Here is a 15,494-nt window from a genome sequence, read left to right as displayed (position 1 = left end):
CTGGTAGCGTGTCCGACCGCGCTGACAGTACAACCTCATCCACCCCCGCCCGCCGTCCCCGGCGTCGGGGGTGGCGTGCTTTCCTGACCCCCGGGTGGGTCATCACCACCGTGATCGCCGTCCTCTTCGCGTACATCGCGTTCACGGTGCTGGCCCCCTGGCAGCTGGGGAAGAACACGGATACCAAGGAGTTCAACGGTCGGCTCGAGGACGCGATGGAGCACGATCCGGTGCCGGTCTCCTCGGTGCTGCCCGCCGACGGCACGCCGGTCGACGACAATGAGTGGACCAGGGTGGAGCTGCAGGGCCGGTTCCTGCCGAGTTCCGAGGTGCTGCTGCGCAACCGTCCGGTGTCCGGCAGCCCCGCGTTCCAGGTGCTCACCCCGTTCCGGACCGATGACGGACTGACGGTGCTGGTCAACCGTGGCTGGATCGAGCCGACCGGTGGTGGCGCCGGAGTACCTGAGATGACGGACGCCCCGGAGACGGAGACGTCGGTCACCGGCTACGTGCGCAAGTCGGAGGCGGTGCCGGATTCGGCCCCGATCACCGACCAGGGTCGGCTGCAGGTCTACGGGATGAACACCGGGCAGATCTCCCGGCTCACGGACCTCGAGCTGGCGGGTAACTACGTCCAGCTCGACGAGGAGTCCACCGCGGGTCGTGCGGGGGAGGGGTTGAACGAGATTCCGCTGCCGAAGCTCGACTCGGGCCCGTACCTGTCCTACGGCATCCAGTGGATCGCCTTCGGGATCATGGTGCCGTTGGGACTGGGCTACTTCCTGTGGGCCGAGATCCGCGAGCGTCGTCGGCAGCGCGAGGAGATCGCGGCCTCCGAGGCAGGGACGCAGGACGCCCCGGAACCCGTCGCCACCCCGGAGCCTGCGCCCGTCCCGGAGGAGGTGGTTCCGGAGAAGGACGCCGCGACGGTCAGCCGGGAACGCAAACTCGCCGACCGCTACGGCCACAGCAGGAACAGCAGGGCCTGGTCGGACCGCAATTCCCGCGACGACGAACGGTTCTGACTGGCACCTGAACACTGTTCAAGTTAGAGTATGTTCCATGACGGACATACTCACGACTGCACGTACCCGCGTCCTCGATGAAGGACAGGGCCTCGACTACGACGACCTCCTCAAGGTCCTGGACCTGCCCGACGACCGTATTCCAGACCTGCTCGCCCTCGCCCACGAGGTGCGGGTGAAGTGGTGCGGAGAGGAGGTCGAGATGGAGGGCATCGTCAGCCTCAAGACCGGCGGCTGCCCCGAGGACTGCCACTTCTGCTCCCAGTCCGGGCTCTTCGAGTCCCCGGTGCGCTCCACGAAGCTGGACATCGCCCAGCTCATCGAACAGGCCCGCCAGACCGCCAAGACCGGCGCCAGCGAGTTCTGCATCGTCGCCGCCGTCAAGGGCCCCGACGAGGCACTCATGTCCCAGCTGGAGGACGCGGTCCAGCAGATCTATGCCAATGTCGACGGCATCGACGTCGCTGTCTCGGTCGGCATCCTCACCCCGGAACAGGTCGCCCGGCTCAAGGCAGTGGGCGTCCACCGCTACAACCACAACCTCGAGACCGCCCGCAGTTACTTCCCCGAGGTCGTGACCACCCATACCTGGGAAGAGCGCCGTGAGACGATGCTCATGATCAAGGACGCCGGTATCGAGGTCTGCTGCGGAGGCATCATCGGCATGGGGGAGACCCCCGAACAGCGCGCCGAGTTCGCCGTGCAGCTCGCCGAGCTCGACCCCCATGAGGTCCCGCTGAACTTCCTCGACCCCCGCCCGGGCACGCCCTTCGGCCACATGGAGGTCATGGACGGCAAGGACGCCCTGCGCGCCATCGGCATGTTCCGGCTCGCCATGCCCGCCACCACGCTGCGCTTCGCCGGTGGCCGCGAGCTCACCCTCGGCGACATGGGCGTGGAACAGGGGCTGACCGGCGGCATCAACGGCATCATCGTCGGCAACTACCTCACCACACTGGGCCGCCCGGCCGAACAGGACATGGACATGATGGACCGCATGCGACTGCCCATCAAGGTCCTCTCCCGGAGCGTGTGACGGTGGCGGGAAGGAAAGGGACCGGACCCTGGGATCCCTACACCGGGGCGGATCTGGGGGAGGGGGAATGGATCGAGTACTCGCCGGCCCAGAAGGCAGGCCTCGACGCCCCCCGTTTCTGCCCGGAGTGCGGACGCCGCCGCGTCGTCCAGGTGACCCCGCACGGCTGGACCGCTGTCTGCTCCCGTCACGGGGAGACGGACTCCGCGGTCGCCGACCTGCGCTAGAGGTGGCTCAGAAGTCGAGGACCCTTGCCCGGGCCCACTCGACGACCCCCGGCAGCGCCTCGGCGAGCTGGTGTTCGGCACGCTCGAAGTCGGCGTCCTCCCCGTAGTAGGGGTCGGCGACCTCCTTGTCGCCGGCCGGGCCGAAGGAGCGGAACAACCGGATCTTCTCCGGATCGACCCCCACCTTCACCAGGGCCCTGCGGTTCGCGTCATCCATCACCAGGAAGAGGTCGGCGTCCCGGTGCTCGGGGCCGAACTCGGCCGCCGCATGGCCCGAGGCGCTGTACCCCGCCCTCTCCAGGCTCGCCGCCGCCCGCGGATCGGCGGCCTCACCGACATGCCAGCCGGTGGTACCGCAGGAGTTCAGCTTCACCTCGTCGATGAGGCCCTCCTCCGTCAGCGCGTCCCGCAGCATGATCTCGCCGATCGGGGACCGGCAGATGTTGCCGGTGCACACCACACAGATCTGCGGGCGTGAATCCGCCCAGTCCGCCACGACCCGGCTGAGTTCGTCGACATCGGCCACCGACCAGTCCGAGGCCTTGTGCTCGGCGCGGTCGCCGTAACCCCAGTCCACCAGGACGCTGCGCACACCGTAGGCGTGGGCACCCTCGACGTCGTGGATCCGGTCGCCGATCATGAGCACGTTGCCGCGGTGATCCGGGCCGCCGTCGTCCACCGGCGTGGCGTCGAGGCCGAGCTGTTCCAGCGCGTAGGCGATGACGTCGGCCTTGGCCCGCCGACCGCCCCGTTCACCGGAGGCGGTCGCCACGACATCGAAGAGGTCGAGCAGGTCGAAGCGCTCCAGCATCAGCCGCGCGGTGGTCTCCACCTTCGAGGTCGCGGTGGCGAGCACGTACCCGGCGTCCTTCCAGGACCGGACGAGCTCACGCATCCCCGGGATGACCTCGGCGGTCTGCCAGCCTCCACCGGAGTAGTCCTCGCGGTAGGTCCGGTAGGTGCGGTCAAGGAGCTCCCCTTCCAGGCCGAGACCACGGAGAGTGTCCTCCATCGGTGGGCCGGAGATCCGCGCCACCTGGTCGTCCGGGGGCGCGGGGACCCCGTTGGCCGCCAGGGCGTGCAGGAAACTGTCCCGGATCCCGGGGAACGAATCCACCAGTGTCCCGTCGACATCGACGAGAAGGAACCGGGTCTCCGGCCCCGGGGCCGGCATGCTGTCCGATGAATCTGCCACAGGCCCTACAGTGCCAGAAACCGGGGCAGTCTGCCGTAGGACGCTATCGTTGACCACGTGAACAACTCCGCCCATCCCACCTCGGCGGCGACCGTCGGAGACGTCGTCGCGCTCATTGAACAGGCCTATCCCCCGGAGCTCGCGGAATCCTGGGACGCCTGCGGACTCGTCTGCGGCGACCCCGCGGACACCGTCCGTACCGTCCGCGTCGCCCTCGACTGCACTGACGCCGTGGCGGACGCCGCGATCGCCGACGGTGCCGACTTCCTGCTGGTCCACCACCCGCCACTGCTGCGCAGGGTGACCGGCGTGCCCGTGACCCACCCCAAAGGGCGCATCATCCACCGGCTGATCCGGGCAGGGGTCGCTCTCTACGCCGCCCACACCAGCGCAGATTCCGCCCGACCCGGTGTCAACGACCGGCTCGCGGAAATCCTCGGCGTCACCCCGGGAGCACCGTTGACCCCGGTGCCCGAGGGCGTCGACCCGCTCACCGCCACCGGTATCGGCCGGGTCGGGGAACTTGACACCCCGATGACTTTGCGCGGGTTCACCGCCCGCGTCGCCGACCGGCTGCCCGCCACCGAGTGGGGCGTCCGCGCCGCCGGCGACCCCGACCGGATGGTCCGGCGCGTCGCAGTGGCCTCCGGATCCGGCGACAGCTTCCTCGGCACCGTCCTCGGCCTCGACGTGGACTGCTTCGTCACCTCGGACCTGCGCCACCACCCCGTCGACGAGCACCTTCGTGCCGGCGGATGCGCGGTGGTGGACACCGCCCACTGGGCCAGTGAATTCCCCTGGTGCGCCCAGGCCGCCGACCTGCTGGGTGCCGATCCCCGGCTGAATGCCTCGGTGATCGACCTGCGCACCGACCCCTGGACGCTGCACCACAGCTCCACCTCTGCGGGAAAGGACCGCCCATGACCCCCACACTCACCGACACCGACCGGACGACTCTCACCGAACTCGTCGGTGTCGACGGCCGGATCCGGCTGCTCACCGCCCGACTGGACGCACTGCCCGAGACCGCGACCGTCGAACGGCTCGAGCAGCAGGCCGACGAGGCCCGACGCCATGCACTGAGTACCCGCCGCATCACCCACGACATGACCGGCACGGTGCACCGGCTGCAGGCCGACGCCGCCCGACTGCGGGCCCGCCGACGGGACGACCTCGCCGGACTACGCGCCGACACCGACCGGGAACGGCGCCGCGACCTCCAGCACGACCTCCAGGTCGCCGAGCGCCGCCTGGCCGAGATCGAGGCCGACATCGACCGCGAGGAACGCACCCTGGCCACCTTCGGACGGATCGGCGAGGAGGACACACCCCACGGCGAGGTCGACGAGGCACTCCACCGCGCCCGGGAGGAGGCCGCGACGGTGTCCGGGGAGATCCGCGTCCAACTCGCCGGACTGCAGGAGCGCTCGTCGGCACTGCGGGACGCACTGTCCCCGGAGCTGCGGACGGTCTACGAGGAGAACGAGGCCGAGCACGGAATGGGCGCCGCCGAACTCGCCGGATCGACCTGCCGGTGCTGCTGCATCGAACTCGACCACTCCGCGGCACGACGCATCGCCAACACCCCGCTGTCCCGGCAGGTCACCTGCCCGGAGTGCGGCGTCCTGCTGCTGCGGACGGGGGAGTGACACGTGGCCGGGAAGGATGCTGAGAAGGATACCGGGAGCTCGCGTCCGGACTGGTTCGGTTCCGGGCAGGCCCCCCTGCGCCTGCTCCTGCTGCGCCATGGTCAGACACCCATGTCCGTGGCCGGCGTCTTCTCCGGTCGCAGCGACCCCGCCCTGACCGACCTGGGCAATGCCCAGGTGGCACGGGCGGCGTCCTGGCTGCGGACCCGGCAGGACCAGGGTGAGGGGATCGACGCGATCTACAGCTCCCCGCTGCTGCGGGCCCGGCAGACCGCCGAATCCGCCGCCGAGGCCCTCGACCTGGATGTCACCGGGGCCGACGACCTCATCGAGACCGACTTCGGCGTCTGGGAGGGCCTCGGCTTTGACGAGGTCCACCGCCGCTGGCCGGCCGAGCACGCCGACTGGGTCGCTGATCCCTCCGTACCGACTGTCGGCGGGGAGTCGATGGACGCCGTGGCGGCCCGCTGCGACCGTCTGGTCGACGAGCTGCTGGCCGGCGGGGGAGGACGCACCGTGCTGCTCGTCAGCCACGTGTCACCGATCAAGGCGATCCTGCGTTCGGCGCTGAAGGCACCGGCGACGGTGTACTCGACACTGCACCTGGATCTCGCGGGCCTGTCCGTCGCCGAGTTCTACCCGGAGCGCTCCGTGGTCAGGGAGTTCAACGACACCCACTATCTGCGGGGGCTGTGAGGGTTTCCGTGCTGCGCACTGCTATCGTGAACGGCGTCGAGAGGGTCGGGTGATCGCGGCTCCCGGAACCGTTCCCGTCGCGGGAGCAGGCCGGGGTCGAGGAAAGTCCGGACTCCTCAGAGCACGGTGGTTGTTAACGGCAACCCGGGGTGACCCGCGGGCCAGTGCCACAGAAAACGACCGCCCGGTGTATGCCGGGTAAGGGTGAAAAGGTGCGGTAAGAGCGCACCAGTGCCCCGGGTGACCGGGGCAGCTGGGTAAACCCCACCGGGAGCAAGGTCACGTGCTCGCACCGCAACCCTCCGGGGCCGGTGGTGCGATGTGCCCCGACGGCTGCTCGTCGGACAAGGGGCAGGTAGACCGCTAGAGGCGGCCGGCAACGGTCGTCGTAGATGGATGATCACCACCTCCGGTGGCGCCTCCCGGCGCTGCCTGGTGGAACAGAATCCGGCTCACAGACCCTCTCGACCCTTCTTTTCCCGCTGACCCATAGACTGGACAGCGTGACTGCACAGCGTGACACGGACAGCGACCCCGGACCGGCCGCCGACGACAGGTCGGCGGTGTCGAAGTGGTTCTTCCCGGACGGTGAGGAACCCGACCCTCGCTTCACGCTCGCCAATGAGCGCACCTACCTCGCCTGGATGCGAACCGCGCTGGCCTTCATCGCCGGCGGTGTGGGTATGGAGGCCCTGCCGGACTCGGTCCTGGAACCGGGGATCCGGGCATTCGCGGCACTGTGCGCCATCGCGGTGGGGATCCTGCTCGCGGCGGGGTCCGCGGTGCGGTGGCTGCGGATCGAACGCGCCATGCGTCGCGATGAGCCGTTGCCTGCCCCATCGATCGTCCCCGTGCTGTCCGCCGGGTCGATCCTCGCGGCGATGCTGCTCGGGCTGATGGTCCTGACATGAGGCCGACTCGGGACCCCGGGCTGCAGCCGGAGCGGACCAGTCTGTCCTGGAGCCGGACCGCCATGCGGCTGATCCTCACGGCGACCGCCCTGCTGTCCTGGGTCTCGTCGTACGGTCGCCCGGTGATCCTGGTGACGGGTCTGCTCGGCGTCGCCGGACTGTGGATCTACGCCGGCCAGCGCACCCGGTACGACAGGGACGTCGACGGGGTGGAGAACGGCGGCCTGCGTCCGGAGACGGGGGCGGTCATGGGGATCGCGGTGTGCTCGGTGGTTCTGGGGGTCGTCGCGTTCGGTGTCATCGTCGCCGGCCTGCTGTGACGACGTCCGACGGTTACACTCGGTGGCATGACCGACAGCGACCAGAAGTGGTACTTCGACACCTCCACCGGTGACGTCACCCAGGGAAAGAAGCACGGGTGGGACACCCGCATGGGCCCCTACGACACCGAGGAGGCCGCCCGCCGCGCCCTGGCGACCGCCAGAGCCCGCTCCGAGGCCGCCGACGAGTGGGACGAGGACTGATTCCTACCGCTCAGAAGCAGTGCTCGGTGGCGGGGAAGGTGCCCTCGGCGACCTCCCGCTTGTAGGACGCCGCGGCGGCGGTGAGATCCGCGCCGACCTGCGCCCACTGCCTGGCGAACTTCGGCCGGTGACCGTCCGCCGGGAACGCTGCCATGTCGTGCCACACCAGCACCTGGGCGTCCGTGTCCGGGCCGGCACCGATACCGATGGTGGAGATCCCCACCTCGGCGGTGGCCTTCGCCGCGACCTCTGCCGGGACCATCTCGAGCACGACCATGTCGGCACCGGCCTCGGCGACGGCGCGGACATCGGCGAGGAGCTGCTCGGCGGCGTCCCCGCGTCCCTGCACCTTGAACCCCGACAGCGCGTTGACCGACTGCGGGGTGAAACCGACGTGGGCGCACACCGGGATACCCGCGTTGACCAGGGCGCGGATGCGCGGGGCGATGCGCACGCCACCCTCGATCTTCACCATGGCGGCACCGGAGCGCCGCATCATCTCCGAGGCGGAGAGGACGGCCTGTTCGTCGGAGGCCTCGTAGGTGCCGAAGGGGAGGTCGGCGATGACGAGGGCATTGCCCGCACCGCGGACGACGGCGGCGGCGATGTAGACCATCTCGTCGAGGCTGATCTGCTGTGTCTGGTTGTACCCGAAGACCACGTTCGCGGCGGAGTCGCCGACGAGCAGGCACTCCACGCCGCCGTCGGCCAGGGCGCGGGCGGTGGAGTAGTCGTAGGCGGTGAGCATGGCCCATTTTTCGCCGGTGGCCTTCTTCTTGCGGAGATCCCCGATCCGGACCTGGCGGGTGGGGGCGAGGTAACCGACGGAGGCTGCAGTTGTGGAGTCAGACATGTCACAGCATTGTGCCACTATCGGCGGTGCAGTGTTAACGACTTGTAACATCACGCGCGGGGAGAGGGGGACCCCGACACCGGGGGTCAATCCGTGGATACGATGGTCGCCATGAGTCGTCAACAGGAATTCGTTCTCCGGACCCTCGAGGAACGGGACATCCGCTTCGTCCGCCTCTGGTTCACGGACATCCAGGGATATCTCAAGTCCGTGGCTGTCGCTCCGGCTGAACTCGAGGGCGCTTTCGAGGAGGGGATCGGCTTCGACGGCTCCTCGATCGAGGGCTTCTCCCGCGTGGTGGAGTCCGACACCATCGCGCGTCCCGACCCGTCCACTTTCCAGATCCTTCCGCTGGACAACTCCGACGGGTCCACCAACCTCACCGCCCGCATGTTCTGTGACATCGCGATGCCCGACGGGGAGCCCAGCTGGGCTGACCCGCGCCAGGTGCTGCGTCGCCAGATGAACATTGCCGCGGACCAGGGCTTCAACTGCTACATCCACCCGGAGATCGAGTTCTTCCTCCTCAAGGAGGAGAACGGCCCCGACGGACGTCCCGTGCCCGCCGACACCGGCGGATATTTCGACCAGGCCGTCACCGACGCCGCCCCGCAGTTCCGGCAGGACGCCATCACCGCCCTGGAGTCCATGGGTATCTCCGTGGAGTTCTCGCACCATGAGGCGTCCCCGGGCCAGCAGGAGATCGACCTGCGTTTCGCGGACGCGCTGTCCATGGCGGACAACATCATGAGCTTCCGCTACATCATCAAGCAGATCGCGAAGCGCAACGGAGTGCGCGCGACCTTCATGCCGAAGCCCTTCCGCGACCTGACCGGTTCGGCGATGCACACCCACATGTCCCTGTTCGAAGGCGAGAGCAACGCCTTCCACGACCCGGACGACGAGTACTTCCTCTCCGGGACGGCGAAGTCCTTCATCGCCGGCATCCTGGAGCACGCCCCGGAGATCTCCGCGGTCACCAACCAGTGGGTCAACTCCTACAAGCGTGTCACCAGCGGCGCCGAGGCACCGACCGCGGCCACCTGGGGTGCGGCGAACCGTTCGGCCATGATCCGCGTCCCGATGTACACGGTGAACAAGCCGGCCTCCCGTCGCGTCGAGGTGCGTAGCCCCGACTCCGCGGCGAACCCGTACCTCACCTACGCGGTCCTGCTGGCCGCAGGCCTCAAAGGCATCCGTGAGGGCTACGAGCTGATGCCCCCGGCCGAGGAGGACATCGCCAACATGACCCGCCGTGAGCGGATGGCGATGGGCTACAAAGACATGCCGACCGACCTGGATCTCGCACTGCACGAGATGGAGAAGTCCGAACTGGTCGCCGACGCACTCGGCGAGCACGTCTTCGAGTTCTTCCTGCGCAACAAGTGGCGTGAGTGGAAGTCCTACCAGTCCCAGGTGACCCCCTGGGAGCTCGCGCACAACCTGGAGTTCTAGGACCGGTTCGGGACCACGGCGTCCCGCCGGTGGGCGGCGTTCACTACGATGGTGGGGAGATCATCGACGTCGCCGACCTGTCACCCAGGTTCCGGCGGGACTAGGACGGAACTCCGGTGAACCAGCCACGCACCTCTCGATCCCGCATCCCCTCCGCGGCGTCCCTGGGGCTGAGCCGCCCCCACGCCGCCGCCGACCTGGCGGCCCTGGGGTGGGACACAGAGGAACGGCTCGACCTCCTCTGGACGCTCGCGGCGACCGGTGACCCGGACCAGGCACTGAACAACATCGTCCGCCTCATGCAGGCCACCGACGACCCTGAGGGTCTGCAGGACCGGCTGGACACCGACCACGTGTTCCGGGTCCGACTGCTGGGCCTGTTCGGGGCGTCCACCCTGCTCGGCGACCATGTCGTCGCCAATCCGGAGATCTGGCCGCTGCTCGGCGAGGAGCTGCCCGGCGGCCGGGCCATGCTCACCACCATGCTGGATTCGGTCGGCGCTGAGGAGGTCGAGGGCACCGACGAGGACGGTGACGCGCTGCATGCCGCGGACTCCCTGCTGCGGCGCGCCACGGTCACCGGCGCGGACGCCGACCGCGCGATGCGCACCGCCTACCGAACCATTCTCGCCCGCGTCGCCGCCATCGACCTGGCCGGCACTTTCGTCCCCCGGCGTGGTGAGTCGCCCACCCCGAAGGGGCGGACCGGGTACCCCGATTTCGTGCCCTTCGAGGTCATCGCCGACAGGCTGGCCGATGCCGCGGACGTCGCCCTCACCGCCGCGCTCTCCGTCGCTGTCGCCAAGGTCTTCCCGACCGGGCCGGTCCCGGTGAAGATCGCGGTACTGGCGATGGGCAAGTGCGGGGCCCTGGAACTTAACTACATCTCCGACGTGGACGTCATCTTCGTCGCGGAACCTGCCGACGCCGACACCACCCGACTGGCCGGTGAGTTCATCAACATCGGTTGCCGGTGCTTCTTCGAGGTGGACGCCGCACTTCGTCCCGAGGGCAGGCACGGCGCCCTGGTCCGCACCCTGGACTCCCACCTGACCTACTACCGCAAATGGGCATCCACCTGGGAGTTCCAGGCACTTCTCAAGGCGCGTCCCATGACCGGTGACCTCGACCTGGGCCGGGCGTACGTCGACAACCTCGCACCGATGGTGTGGACCGCCTCGCAGCGTGAGGACTTCGTCCCCGACGTCCAGGCGATGCGTCGCCGCGTCATCGAGAACGTGCCCGAGGAGCTGAAGTCCCGCGAACTGAAGCTGGGATCCGGCGGGTTGCGGGACGTGGAGTTCGCGGTCCAGCTGCTGCAGCTGGTCCACGGCCGCGCCGACGAGTCGCTGCGTGTCCTGTCCACCGTCGACGCGCTCAATGCGCTCGTCGACGGCGGCTACGTCGGACGCGAGGACGGGCGCACCCTGATCGACTGTTACAGCTTCATGCGTCTGCTGGAGCACCGGATGCAGCTCAGCCACCTCAAGCGCACCCATCTGCTGCCGGAGGTGTCCGACCGGGCGGCGCGGACCTGGTTGGCGCGCACCTCGGGACTGGTCGCCGAGGGCACCCGCACCCTCGCCGAGGAACTGGAGGCCAGGGTCCGGGCCACCGGCCGGCAGATCCGCCAGCTGCACAACAAGCTCTTCTACCGCCCGCTGCTGACCTCCGTGGTGGAGATGAGTGTCGACGAGCTGCGGCTCACCCCGGAGGCGGCGCAGCGTCAGCTCGCCGCCCTGGGCTACCGCTACCCGGACCGGGCGATGGACCACCTCTCCGCGCTGGCGTCCGGCGGTACCCGCCGCGCCCGGGTCCAGGCGGTCATCCTGCCGTCTCTCATGGAGTGGCTCTCGGAGACCGTGGACCCCGACGCCGGGCTGCTGGCCTACCGGAAGCTGTCGGAGGTGGCGTCCGACCGGTCGTGGTTCCTGCGGCTGCTGCGGGACGAGAACATCGTCGGCCAACGGCTCATGAAGATCCTCGGCACCTCGCCGTACGTCTCCGACCTCTTCCTCGCCGCCCCGGACGCGGTGAAACTGCTGTCGGACGGTGCGACGCAGCCGAAGCTCATGGAGAAGGACGCCTCGGTCATCAGCCACTCGCTGGTCGCCGCGGCCGGGCGCTACACCGACCCGGACAAGGCCATCGCTGCCGCCCGGTCGCTGCGCCGCACCGAACTGGCCCGCGTTGCCGCCGCCGACCTGCTCGGCATGATGGAGCTTCCCGAGGTCGCCCGCTCCCTGTCGTGGGTGTGGGACGCGGTGCTCGAGGCCGCCCTGTCAGCGGAGATCCGGGCCTGGGAGGACGCCAACCGGCGCAACGCGCCGGCCGTCATCTCGGTGATCGGCATGGGCCGGCTCGGCGGTGCGGAGCTGAGCTACCGCTCCGACGCCGACGTGCTCTTCGTCTGTGAACCGGTGGGGAACCCCGGGGAGGCTGCCGGCCTCGACGAGGACGGTGACGGCGAGACCGGCACCACCAATGACGCCGTGACCTGGTCGATCGGTATCGTCGACCGGCTTCGTGCCCGCCTTGCCAAGCCCTCCCTCGACCCGCCGCTGGAGGTCGACCTGGACCTGCGTCCGGAAGGTCGCAGCGGTGCCTCGGTCCGCACCCTCGAGTCGTACCGCGCCTACTATGAGCGCTGGGGTGAGACCTGGGAGTTTCAGGCGCTGCTGCGCGCGACGTGGGTCGCCGGTGACAAGGATCTGGGTATCCGGTTCCTGCGTGCCATCGACCCCTTCCGTTACCCGGAGGGCGGCGCGGACCAGAAGACCGTCCAGGAGGTCCGTCGGATGAAGGCGCGCGTCGACGGCGAACGTCTGCCGCGTGGCGCGAACCGCGCCACCCACACCAAGCTGGGTCGTGGCGGCCTCGCCGACGTCGAATGGACCGTACAGCTGCTCACCCTGCAGCACTGCCACAGGATCCCGACGCTCCACAACACCTCCACGCTGGAGGTGCTCGAGGAGATCCGCACCGCCGGGCTGCTCTCCGAGTTCGACGTCGTGACGCTGCAGGACGCCTGGATCACCGCCAGCGAGGCCCGCAACGCCCTGGTGCTGTCCAAGGCGAAGATCCCCGACCAGCTGCCGCCGCCCGGCGCCCAGCTGGTGCACGTCGCGGCCGCGGCGGGCTGGGATCCGGCGGACTCGCAGGGCTTCCTCGACAACTACCTCAAGAAGACCCGCCGCGCCCGCCGCGTCGTGGACCGAGTGTTCTGGGGTGAGGAAGTCGTGGACGCCCAGTACGACGAATGATTTCCGGCGGAGGCCCGGTACTGGGGTAGGCTCACCTTCCGTGAAACTGCTTGCGGACCACCGGTCGATACTGGAGCACCGGAAGACGGTGCGGTGGACCACCCTGGGGATCCTCGTCGTTCTTCTGGTGGTCGCCGTGGTGGTGAATCTGGTTCTCGGCCAGTACACACTGTCACCCGGGGACGTGGTCAAGGCCCTCGCCGCCGGGCCGGACGACAACTCGGTGGCGGGGGCGAACGTGCTCTGGCACATCCGGCTGCCGCGCATCGTCCTGTGTCTGCTCGTCGGTGCGGCCCTGGCTGTGGCAGGCACCCTGCTGCAGGGGCTGTTCGGCAATCCGCTGACCGAGCCCAGCGTCATCGGTGTGACGTCCGGAGCCGGTGTCGGCGCCGCGCTCGGTATCGTGTTCAACCTGGCCTTCCTCGGCTCGGCGACGACACCGCTGCTGGCCTTCATCGCCGGTGTGCTGACCACCGTGGTGATCTACAGGCTGTCCTCGATGAACGGTGAGGTCAAGGTCCTCACCCTCGTGCTCACCGGTATCGCGGTCAACGCGGTGGCCGGTGCGGTCATCTCCTTCATGGTCTTCCTCGCCCCGACCTCGTCGCGTGAACAGATCATCTTCTGGCAGATGGGGTCGCTCAACGGCGCGATGTGGAACCAGGTCGGTGTCGTGGTCGTGCCGGTGGTGCTCTGCATCATCGCGTCCTGCGTCATCGCCGGGAAGATGGATCTGCTGAGCCTGGGCGAACGGGCTGCCGGCCATGCCGGTGTGAACGTCACCGCCATGCGCATCTCGATCATCGGGCTGTCCACGGCCCTCGCCGCCCTGGCAGTGAGCTACGCAGGCATCATCGGCTTCGTCGGCCTCATCGTGCCGCACATCCTGCGTCAGGTCATCGGTGCGTCCAACCGGTGGTTGGTCCCACTCAGCGCGGTGGGCGGCGCGGTCCTGCTGCTCGTCGCCGATGTGGCGGCCCGCACGCTCATCGCCTTCGCGGACCTGCCCATCGGCATCTTCACCGCGCTGGTCGGTGGACCGACGTTCTTCATTCTCCTGCGGCGCATGCTGAAGAAAGGTGGTGTCGCATGACCGGCACACAGGACACGCCACTCCTCGTCGCCGACTCGGTGACCGCGGAACTCGGCGGACGGGAGATCCTGCACGGACTCGACCTCACCCTGAACTGCGGGGAGGTCCTCGGACTCATCGGCCCGAACGGCGCCGGCAAGTCGACCCTGCTCGCCGTGCTCGCGGGGGACACCCACCCCACCACCGGCTCGGTCACGCTGCTCGGCCGTGAGTACCACGACTACACCCCGCGGGACGCCGCGCGTGCCCGCGCGGTGATGCTGCAGGATTCGACGGTCTCCTTCGCCCACCTCGTCCGCGATGTCGTGGAAATGGGCAGGGCCGCCTGGCCGAAGGATCCGGGACGGGACGCCGGGATCGTGGACGCCTGCCTCGCCGAGGTCGGTATGGACCACATGCAGCACCGGGAAATCACCACCCTGTCCGGTGGTGAGCGTGCCCGTGTCGCCCTCGCACGTGTCATGGCGCAGCAGGCCCGGTGCGTGATGCTCGACGAACCGACCGCGGCGATGGACATCGGCCACCAGGAACGCACCATGCACAGTGCACGCCGGGTGGCGGCGCGTCCCGGTGAGGGCGGTGAGGGCAGGGGAGTGATCGTGGTGCTCCACGACCTCAACCTCGCCGCCCGCTACTGCGACCGGCTCGCCCTGCTGTGCGACGGACGGATCGTCGTCGTGGGGACGCCGCGGGAGGTGTGCACCTCCGAGCGTCTGTCGGAGGTCTACCGGTGGCCGGTCAGTGTCAGTGAGGTCGACGGACAGCTGTGGATCCGTCCGACGCCGGGAGCGGGGCTTCCGGTGGGTCAACCGGACAATCAACCTTTCGATTGATGTCTTGTCAGGCCAGCCTTGGTTACCCTCGTGGAGCACGATGCACGAGGACCGTACACCCGGAGGAACCGATCATGACCACTGCTCTCCCGGCTCTGAGCCTGTCGGAGCGTCTGCGTGGCGAGACCCGCCAGGCGCACGACAAGGCCGAGCACTCGTCCTTCATGGAGGAGCTGCTCGGTGGGGAGCTGGATGCCGCCGCTTTCATCGCCCTGCAGGAACAGGCTCTCCTGTTCTACACGGCACTGGAAGACGCGGTCGAGGCCTGTGCGGGTGACTCCCGCCTGGCCGATATCGCCGACCGGCAGCTCGACCGCCGGTCCGCGCTGGTCGCCGATCTCACCGTCCTCGGTGGCACCGTGAACGCAGAGCCGCTCCCTGAGACGGCCGCGTATGTCGCCGAACTGCAGCGCATCGGCCGGGACGGCGACGTCCCGGCACTGATCGCCCACCACTACACCCGGTACCTGGGTGACCTGGCGGGTGGCCAGGTGATCGGCCGTCTGATGGGGCGCCACTACGGCGTCGCCTCCGAGGGCCTCACCTTCTATGATTTCCCGCACATCCCGAAGCCGAAGGTCTACCGGGACGGCTACCGTGCCGCCCTGGACGCCCTGCAGCTCACGGAGGAGGAGCAGCAGCACCTCCTGGACGCCTCCTCGGACGCTTTCGCGTTCAACTCGGGCGTCTTCGAAGGGCTGGAGCGGGCCCGGGGGTGACTCCCCACCGAAGAT

16 protein-coding genes and 1 other RNA gene are annotated in these 15,494 nt (G+C 68.9%); 15 read left to right on the top strand and 2 right to left on the bottom strand.

The window, feature by feature from the left end; translation table 11 throughout:
* Nucleotides 1–8: 8 nt before the first annotated feature.
* The 3 genes from CVA01_RS05270 to bsaP are packed head-to-tail and all read left to right on the top strand — an operon-like array spanning nucleotide 9 to nucleotide 2,288.
* Entirely contained in the window at nucleotides 9–1,025 is a 1,017-nt protein-coding gene (locus CVA01_RS05270; RefSeq protein ID WP_141329190.1) for an SURF1 family cytochrome oxidase biogenesis protein, read from the top strand.
* A 37-nt stretch (nucleotides 1,026–1,062) separates the two neighbouring features.
* A complete protein-coding gene (bioB, locus tag CVA01_RS05265; protein ID WP_141329188.1) occupies nucleotides 1,063–2,061 on the top strand; it encodes a biotin synthase BioB in 999 nt (332 codons plus the stop codon).
* Between the two features lie 2 nt (nucleotides 2,062–2,063).
* Nucleotides 2,064–2,288: a biotin synthase auxiliary protein BsaP gene (bsaP, locus tag CVA01_RS05260; protein WP_014009629.1), complete on the top strand. Its 225-nt coding sequence runs from the start codon at nucleotides 2,064–2,066 to the stop codon at nucleotides 2,286–2,288.
* A 7-nt stretch (nucleotides 2,289–2,295) separates the two neighbouring features.
* Here the strand turns inward: bsaP and CVA01_RS05255 are convergent, their stop codons facing one another.
* On the bottom strand, nucleotides 2,296–3,483 hold the full coding sequence (locus CVA01_RS05255) for an arsenate reductase/protein-tyrosine-phosphatase family protein (protein ID WP_244938164.1): 1,188 nt from the start codon (nucleotides 3,481–3,483) through the stop codon (nucleotides 2,296–2,298).
* 57 nt (nucleotides 3,484–3,540) lie between these two features.
* On the opposite strand from CVA01_RS05255, the gene CVA01_RS05250 reads away from it, so the two are divergent.
* The 7 genes from CVA01_RS05250 (at nucleotide 3,541) to CVA01_RS05220 (ending at nucleotide 7,263) form a co-directional block, all read left to right on the top strand.
* The gene (locus CVA01_RS05250; RefSeq protein WP_141329186.1) at nucleotides 3,541–4,407 is read left to right on the top strand and encodes a Nif3-like dinuclear metal center hexameric protein; all 867 of its coding nucleotides are present in this window, start codon (nucleotides 3,541–3,543) and stop codon (nucleotides 4,405–4,407) included.
* Complete coding sequence (locus CVA01_RS05245; RefSeq protein WP_141329184.1) at nucleotides 4,404–5,132, top strand: CT398-like coiled coil hairpin domain-containing protein; 729 nt, start codon at nucleotides 4,404–4,406, stop codon at nucleotides 5,130–5,132. The genes CVA01_RS05250 and CVA01_RS05245 overlap by 4 nt, the downstream gene beginning before the upstream one ends.
* 3 nt (nucleotides 5,133–5,135) lie before the next feature.
* Nucleotides 5,136–5,828 (top strand): histidine phosphatase family protein, encoded by a 693-nt coding sequence (locus CVA01_RS05240; protein WP_014009632.1) that lies wholly within the window; start codon nucleotides 5,136–5,138, stop codon nucleotides 5,826–5,828.
* A gap of 37 nt (nucleotides 5,829–5,865) precedes the next feature.
* Nucleotides 5,866–6,299, top strand: an RNA gene (gene rnpB, locus CVA01_RS05235) — RNase P RNA component class A.
* Between the two features lie 32 nt (nucleotides 6,300–6,331).
* Nucleotides 6,332–6,739, top strand: coding sequence for a YidH family protein (locus tag CVA01_RS05230; RefSeq protein ID WP_170209706.1), 408 nt, complete (start codon nucleotides 6,332–6,334; stop codon nucleotides 6,737–6,739).
* On the top strand, nucleotides 6,736–7,059 hold the full coding sequence (locus CVA01_RS05225; protein WP_141329182.1) for a DUF202 domain-containing protein: 324 nt from the start codon (nucleotides 6,736–6,738) through the stop codon (nucleotides 7,057–7,059). Before CVA01_RS05230 ends, CVA01_RS05225 begins: the two co-directional genes overlap by 4 nt.
* Before the next feature lie 27 nt (nucleotides 7,060–7,086).
* On the top strand, nucleotides 7,087–7,263 hold the full coding sequence (locus CVA01_RS05220) for an SPOR domain-containing protein (RefSeq protein ID WP_141329180.1): 177 nt from the start codon (nucleotides 7,087–7,089) through the stop codon (nucleotides 7,261–7,263).
* 10 nt (nucleotides 7,264–7,273) lie between these two features.
* On the opposite strand, the gene panB is transcribed toward CVA01_RS05220, so the two are convergent.
* Nucleotides 7,274–8,116, bottom strand: coding sequence for a 3-methyl-2-oxobutanoate hydroxymethyltransferase (gene panB / locus CVA01_RS05215; protein ID WP_041629919.1), 843 nt, complete (start codon nucleotides 8,114–8,116; stop codon nucleotides 7,274–7,276).
* A 111-nt stretch (nucleotides 8,117–8,227) separates the two neighbouring features.
* On the opposite strand from panB, the gene CVA01_RS05210 reads away from it, so the two are divergent.
* From CVA01_RS05210 to CVA01_RS05190, 5 genes are all read left to right on the top strand, one after another.
* A complete protein-coding gene (locus tag CVA01_RS05210) occupies nucleotides 8,228–9,571 on the top strand; it encodes a glutamine synthetase family protein (protein ID WP_141329178.1) in 1,344 nt (447 codons plus the stop codon).
* A 116-nt stretch (nucleotides 9,572–9,687) separates the two neighbouring features.
* On the top strand, nucleotides 9,688–12,834 hold the full coding sequence (locus tag CVA01_RS05205; RefSeq protein ID WP_141329176.1) for a bifunctional [glutamine synthetase] adenylyltransferase/[glutamine synthetase]-adenylyl-L-tyrosine phosphorylase: 3,147 nt from the start codon (nucleotides 9,688–9,690) through the stop codon (nucleotides 12,832–12,834).
* 88 nt (nucleotides 12,835–12,922) lie between these two features.
* The gene (locus tag CVA01_RS05200; protein ID WP_141329216.1) at nucleotides 12,923–13,927 is read left to right on the top strand and encodes a FecCD family ABC transporter permease; all 1,005 of its coding nucleotides are present in this window, start codon (nucleotides 12,923–12,925) and stop codon (nucleotides 13,925–13,927) included.
* Nucleotides 13,924–14,760, top strand: a complete 837-nt coding sequence (locus CVA01_RS05195) for a heme ABC transporter ATP-binding protein (RefSeq protein WP_141329174.1) — start codon at nucleotides 13,924–13,926, stop codon at nucleotides 14,758–14,760. The genes CVA01_RS05200 and CVA01_RS05195 overlap by 4 nt, the downstream gene beginning before the upstream one ends.
* Before the next feature lie 74 nt (nucleotides 14,761–14,834).
* Complete coding sequence (locus CVA01_RS05190) at nucleotides 14,835–15,479, top strand: biliverdin-producing heme oxygenase (protein ID WP_141329172.1); 645 nt, start codon at nucleotides 14,835–14,837, stop codon at nucleotides 15,477–15,479.
* The last annotated feature ends 15 nt before the right edge of the window (nucleotides 15,480–15,494 follow it).

Origin of the sequence: Corynebacterium variabile (assembly GCF_006539825.1) — a bacterium.
Lineage (GTDB): Bacteria > Actinomycetota > Actinomycetes > Mycobacteriales > Mycobacteriaceae > Corynebacterium > Corynebacterium variabile.
This window is presented reverse-complemented; position numbering and strand designations above follow the sequence as displayed.

What these genes read in the sequence shown, in the direction of transcription:
- bioB (WP_141329188.1), top strand. Translation starts at nt 1,063, where the DNA reads ATGACGGACATACTCACGACTGCACGTACCCGCGTCCTCGATGAAGGA.
- CVA01_RS05245 (WP_141329184.1), top strand. Translation starts at nt 4,404, where the DNA reads ATGACCCCCACACTCACCGACACCGACCGGACGACTCTCACCGAACTC.
- CVA01_RS05225 (WP_141329182.1), top strand. Translation starts at nt 6,736, where the DNA reads ATGAGGCCGACTCGGGACCCCGGGCTGCAGCCGGAGCGGACCAGTCTG.
- CVA01_RS05220 (WP_141329180.1), top strand. Translation starts at nt 7,087, where the DNA reads ATGACCGACAGCGACCAGAAGTGGTACTTCGACACCTCCACCGGTGAC.
- panB (WP_041629919.1), bottom strand. Translation starts at nt 8,116, where the DNA reads ATGTCTGACTCCACAACTGCAGCCTCCGTCGGTTACCTCGCCCCCACC.
- CVA01_RS05210 (WP_141329178.1), top strand. Translation starts at nt 8,228, where the DNA reads ATGAGTCGTCAACAGGAATTCGTTCTCCGGACCCTCGAGGAACGGGAC.
- CVA01_RS05195 (WP_141329174.1), top strand. Translation starts at nt 13,924, where the DNA reads ATGACCGGCACACAGGACACGCCACTCCTCGTCGCCGACTCGGTGACC.
- CVA01_RS05190 (WP_141329172.1), top strand. Translation starts at nt 14,835, where the DNA reads ATGACCACTGCTCTCCCGGCTCTGAGCCTGTCGGAGCGTCTGCGTGGC.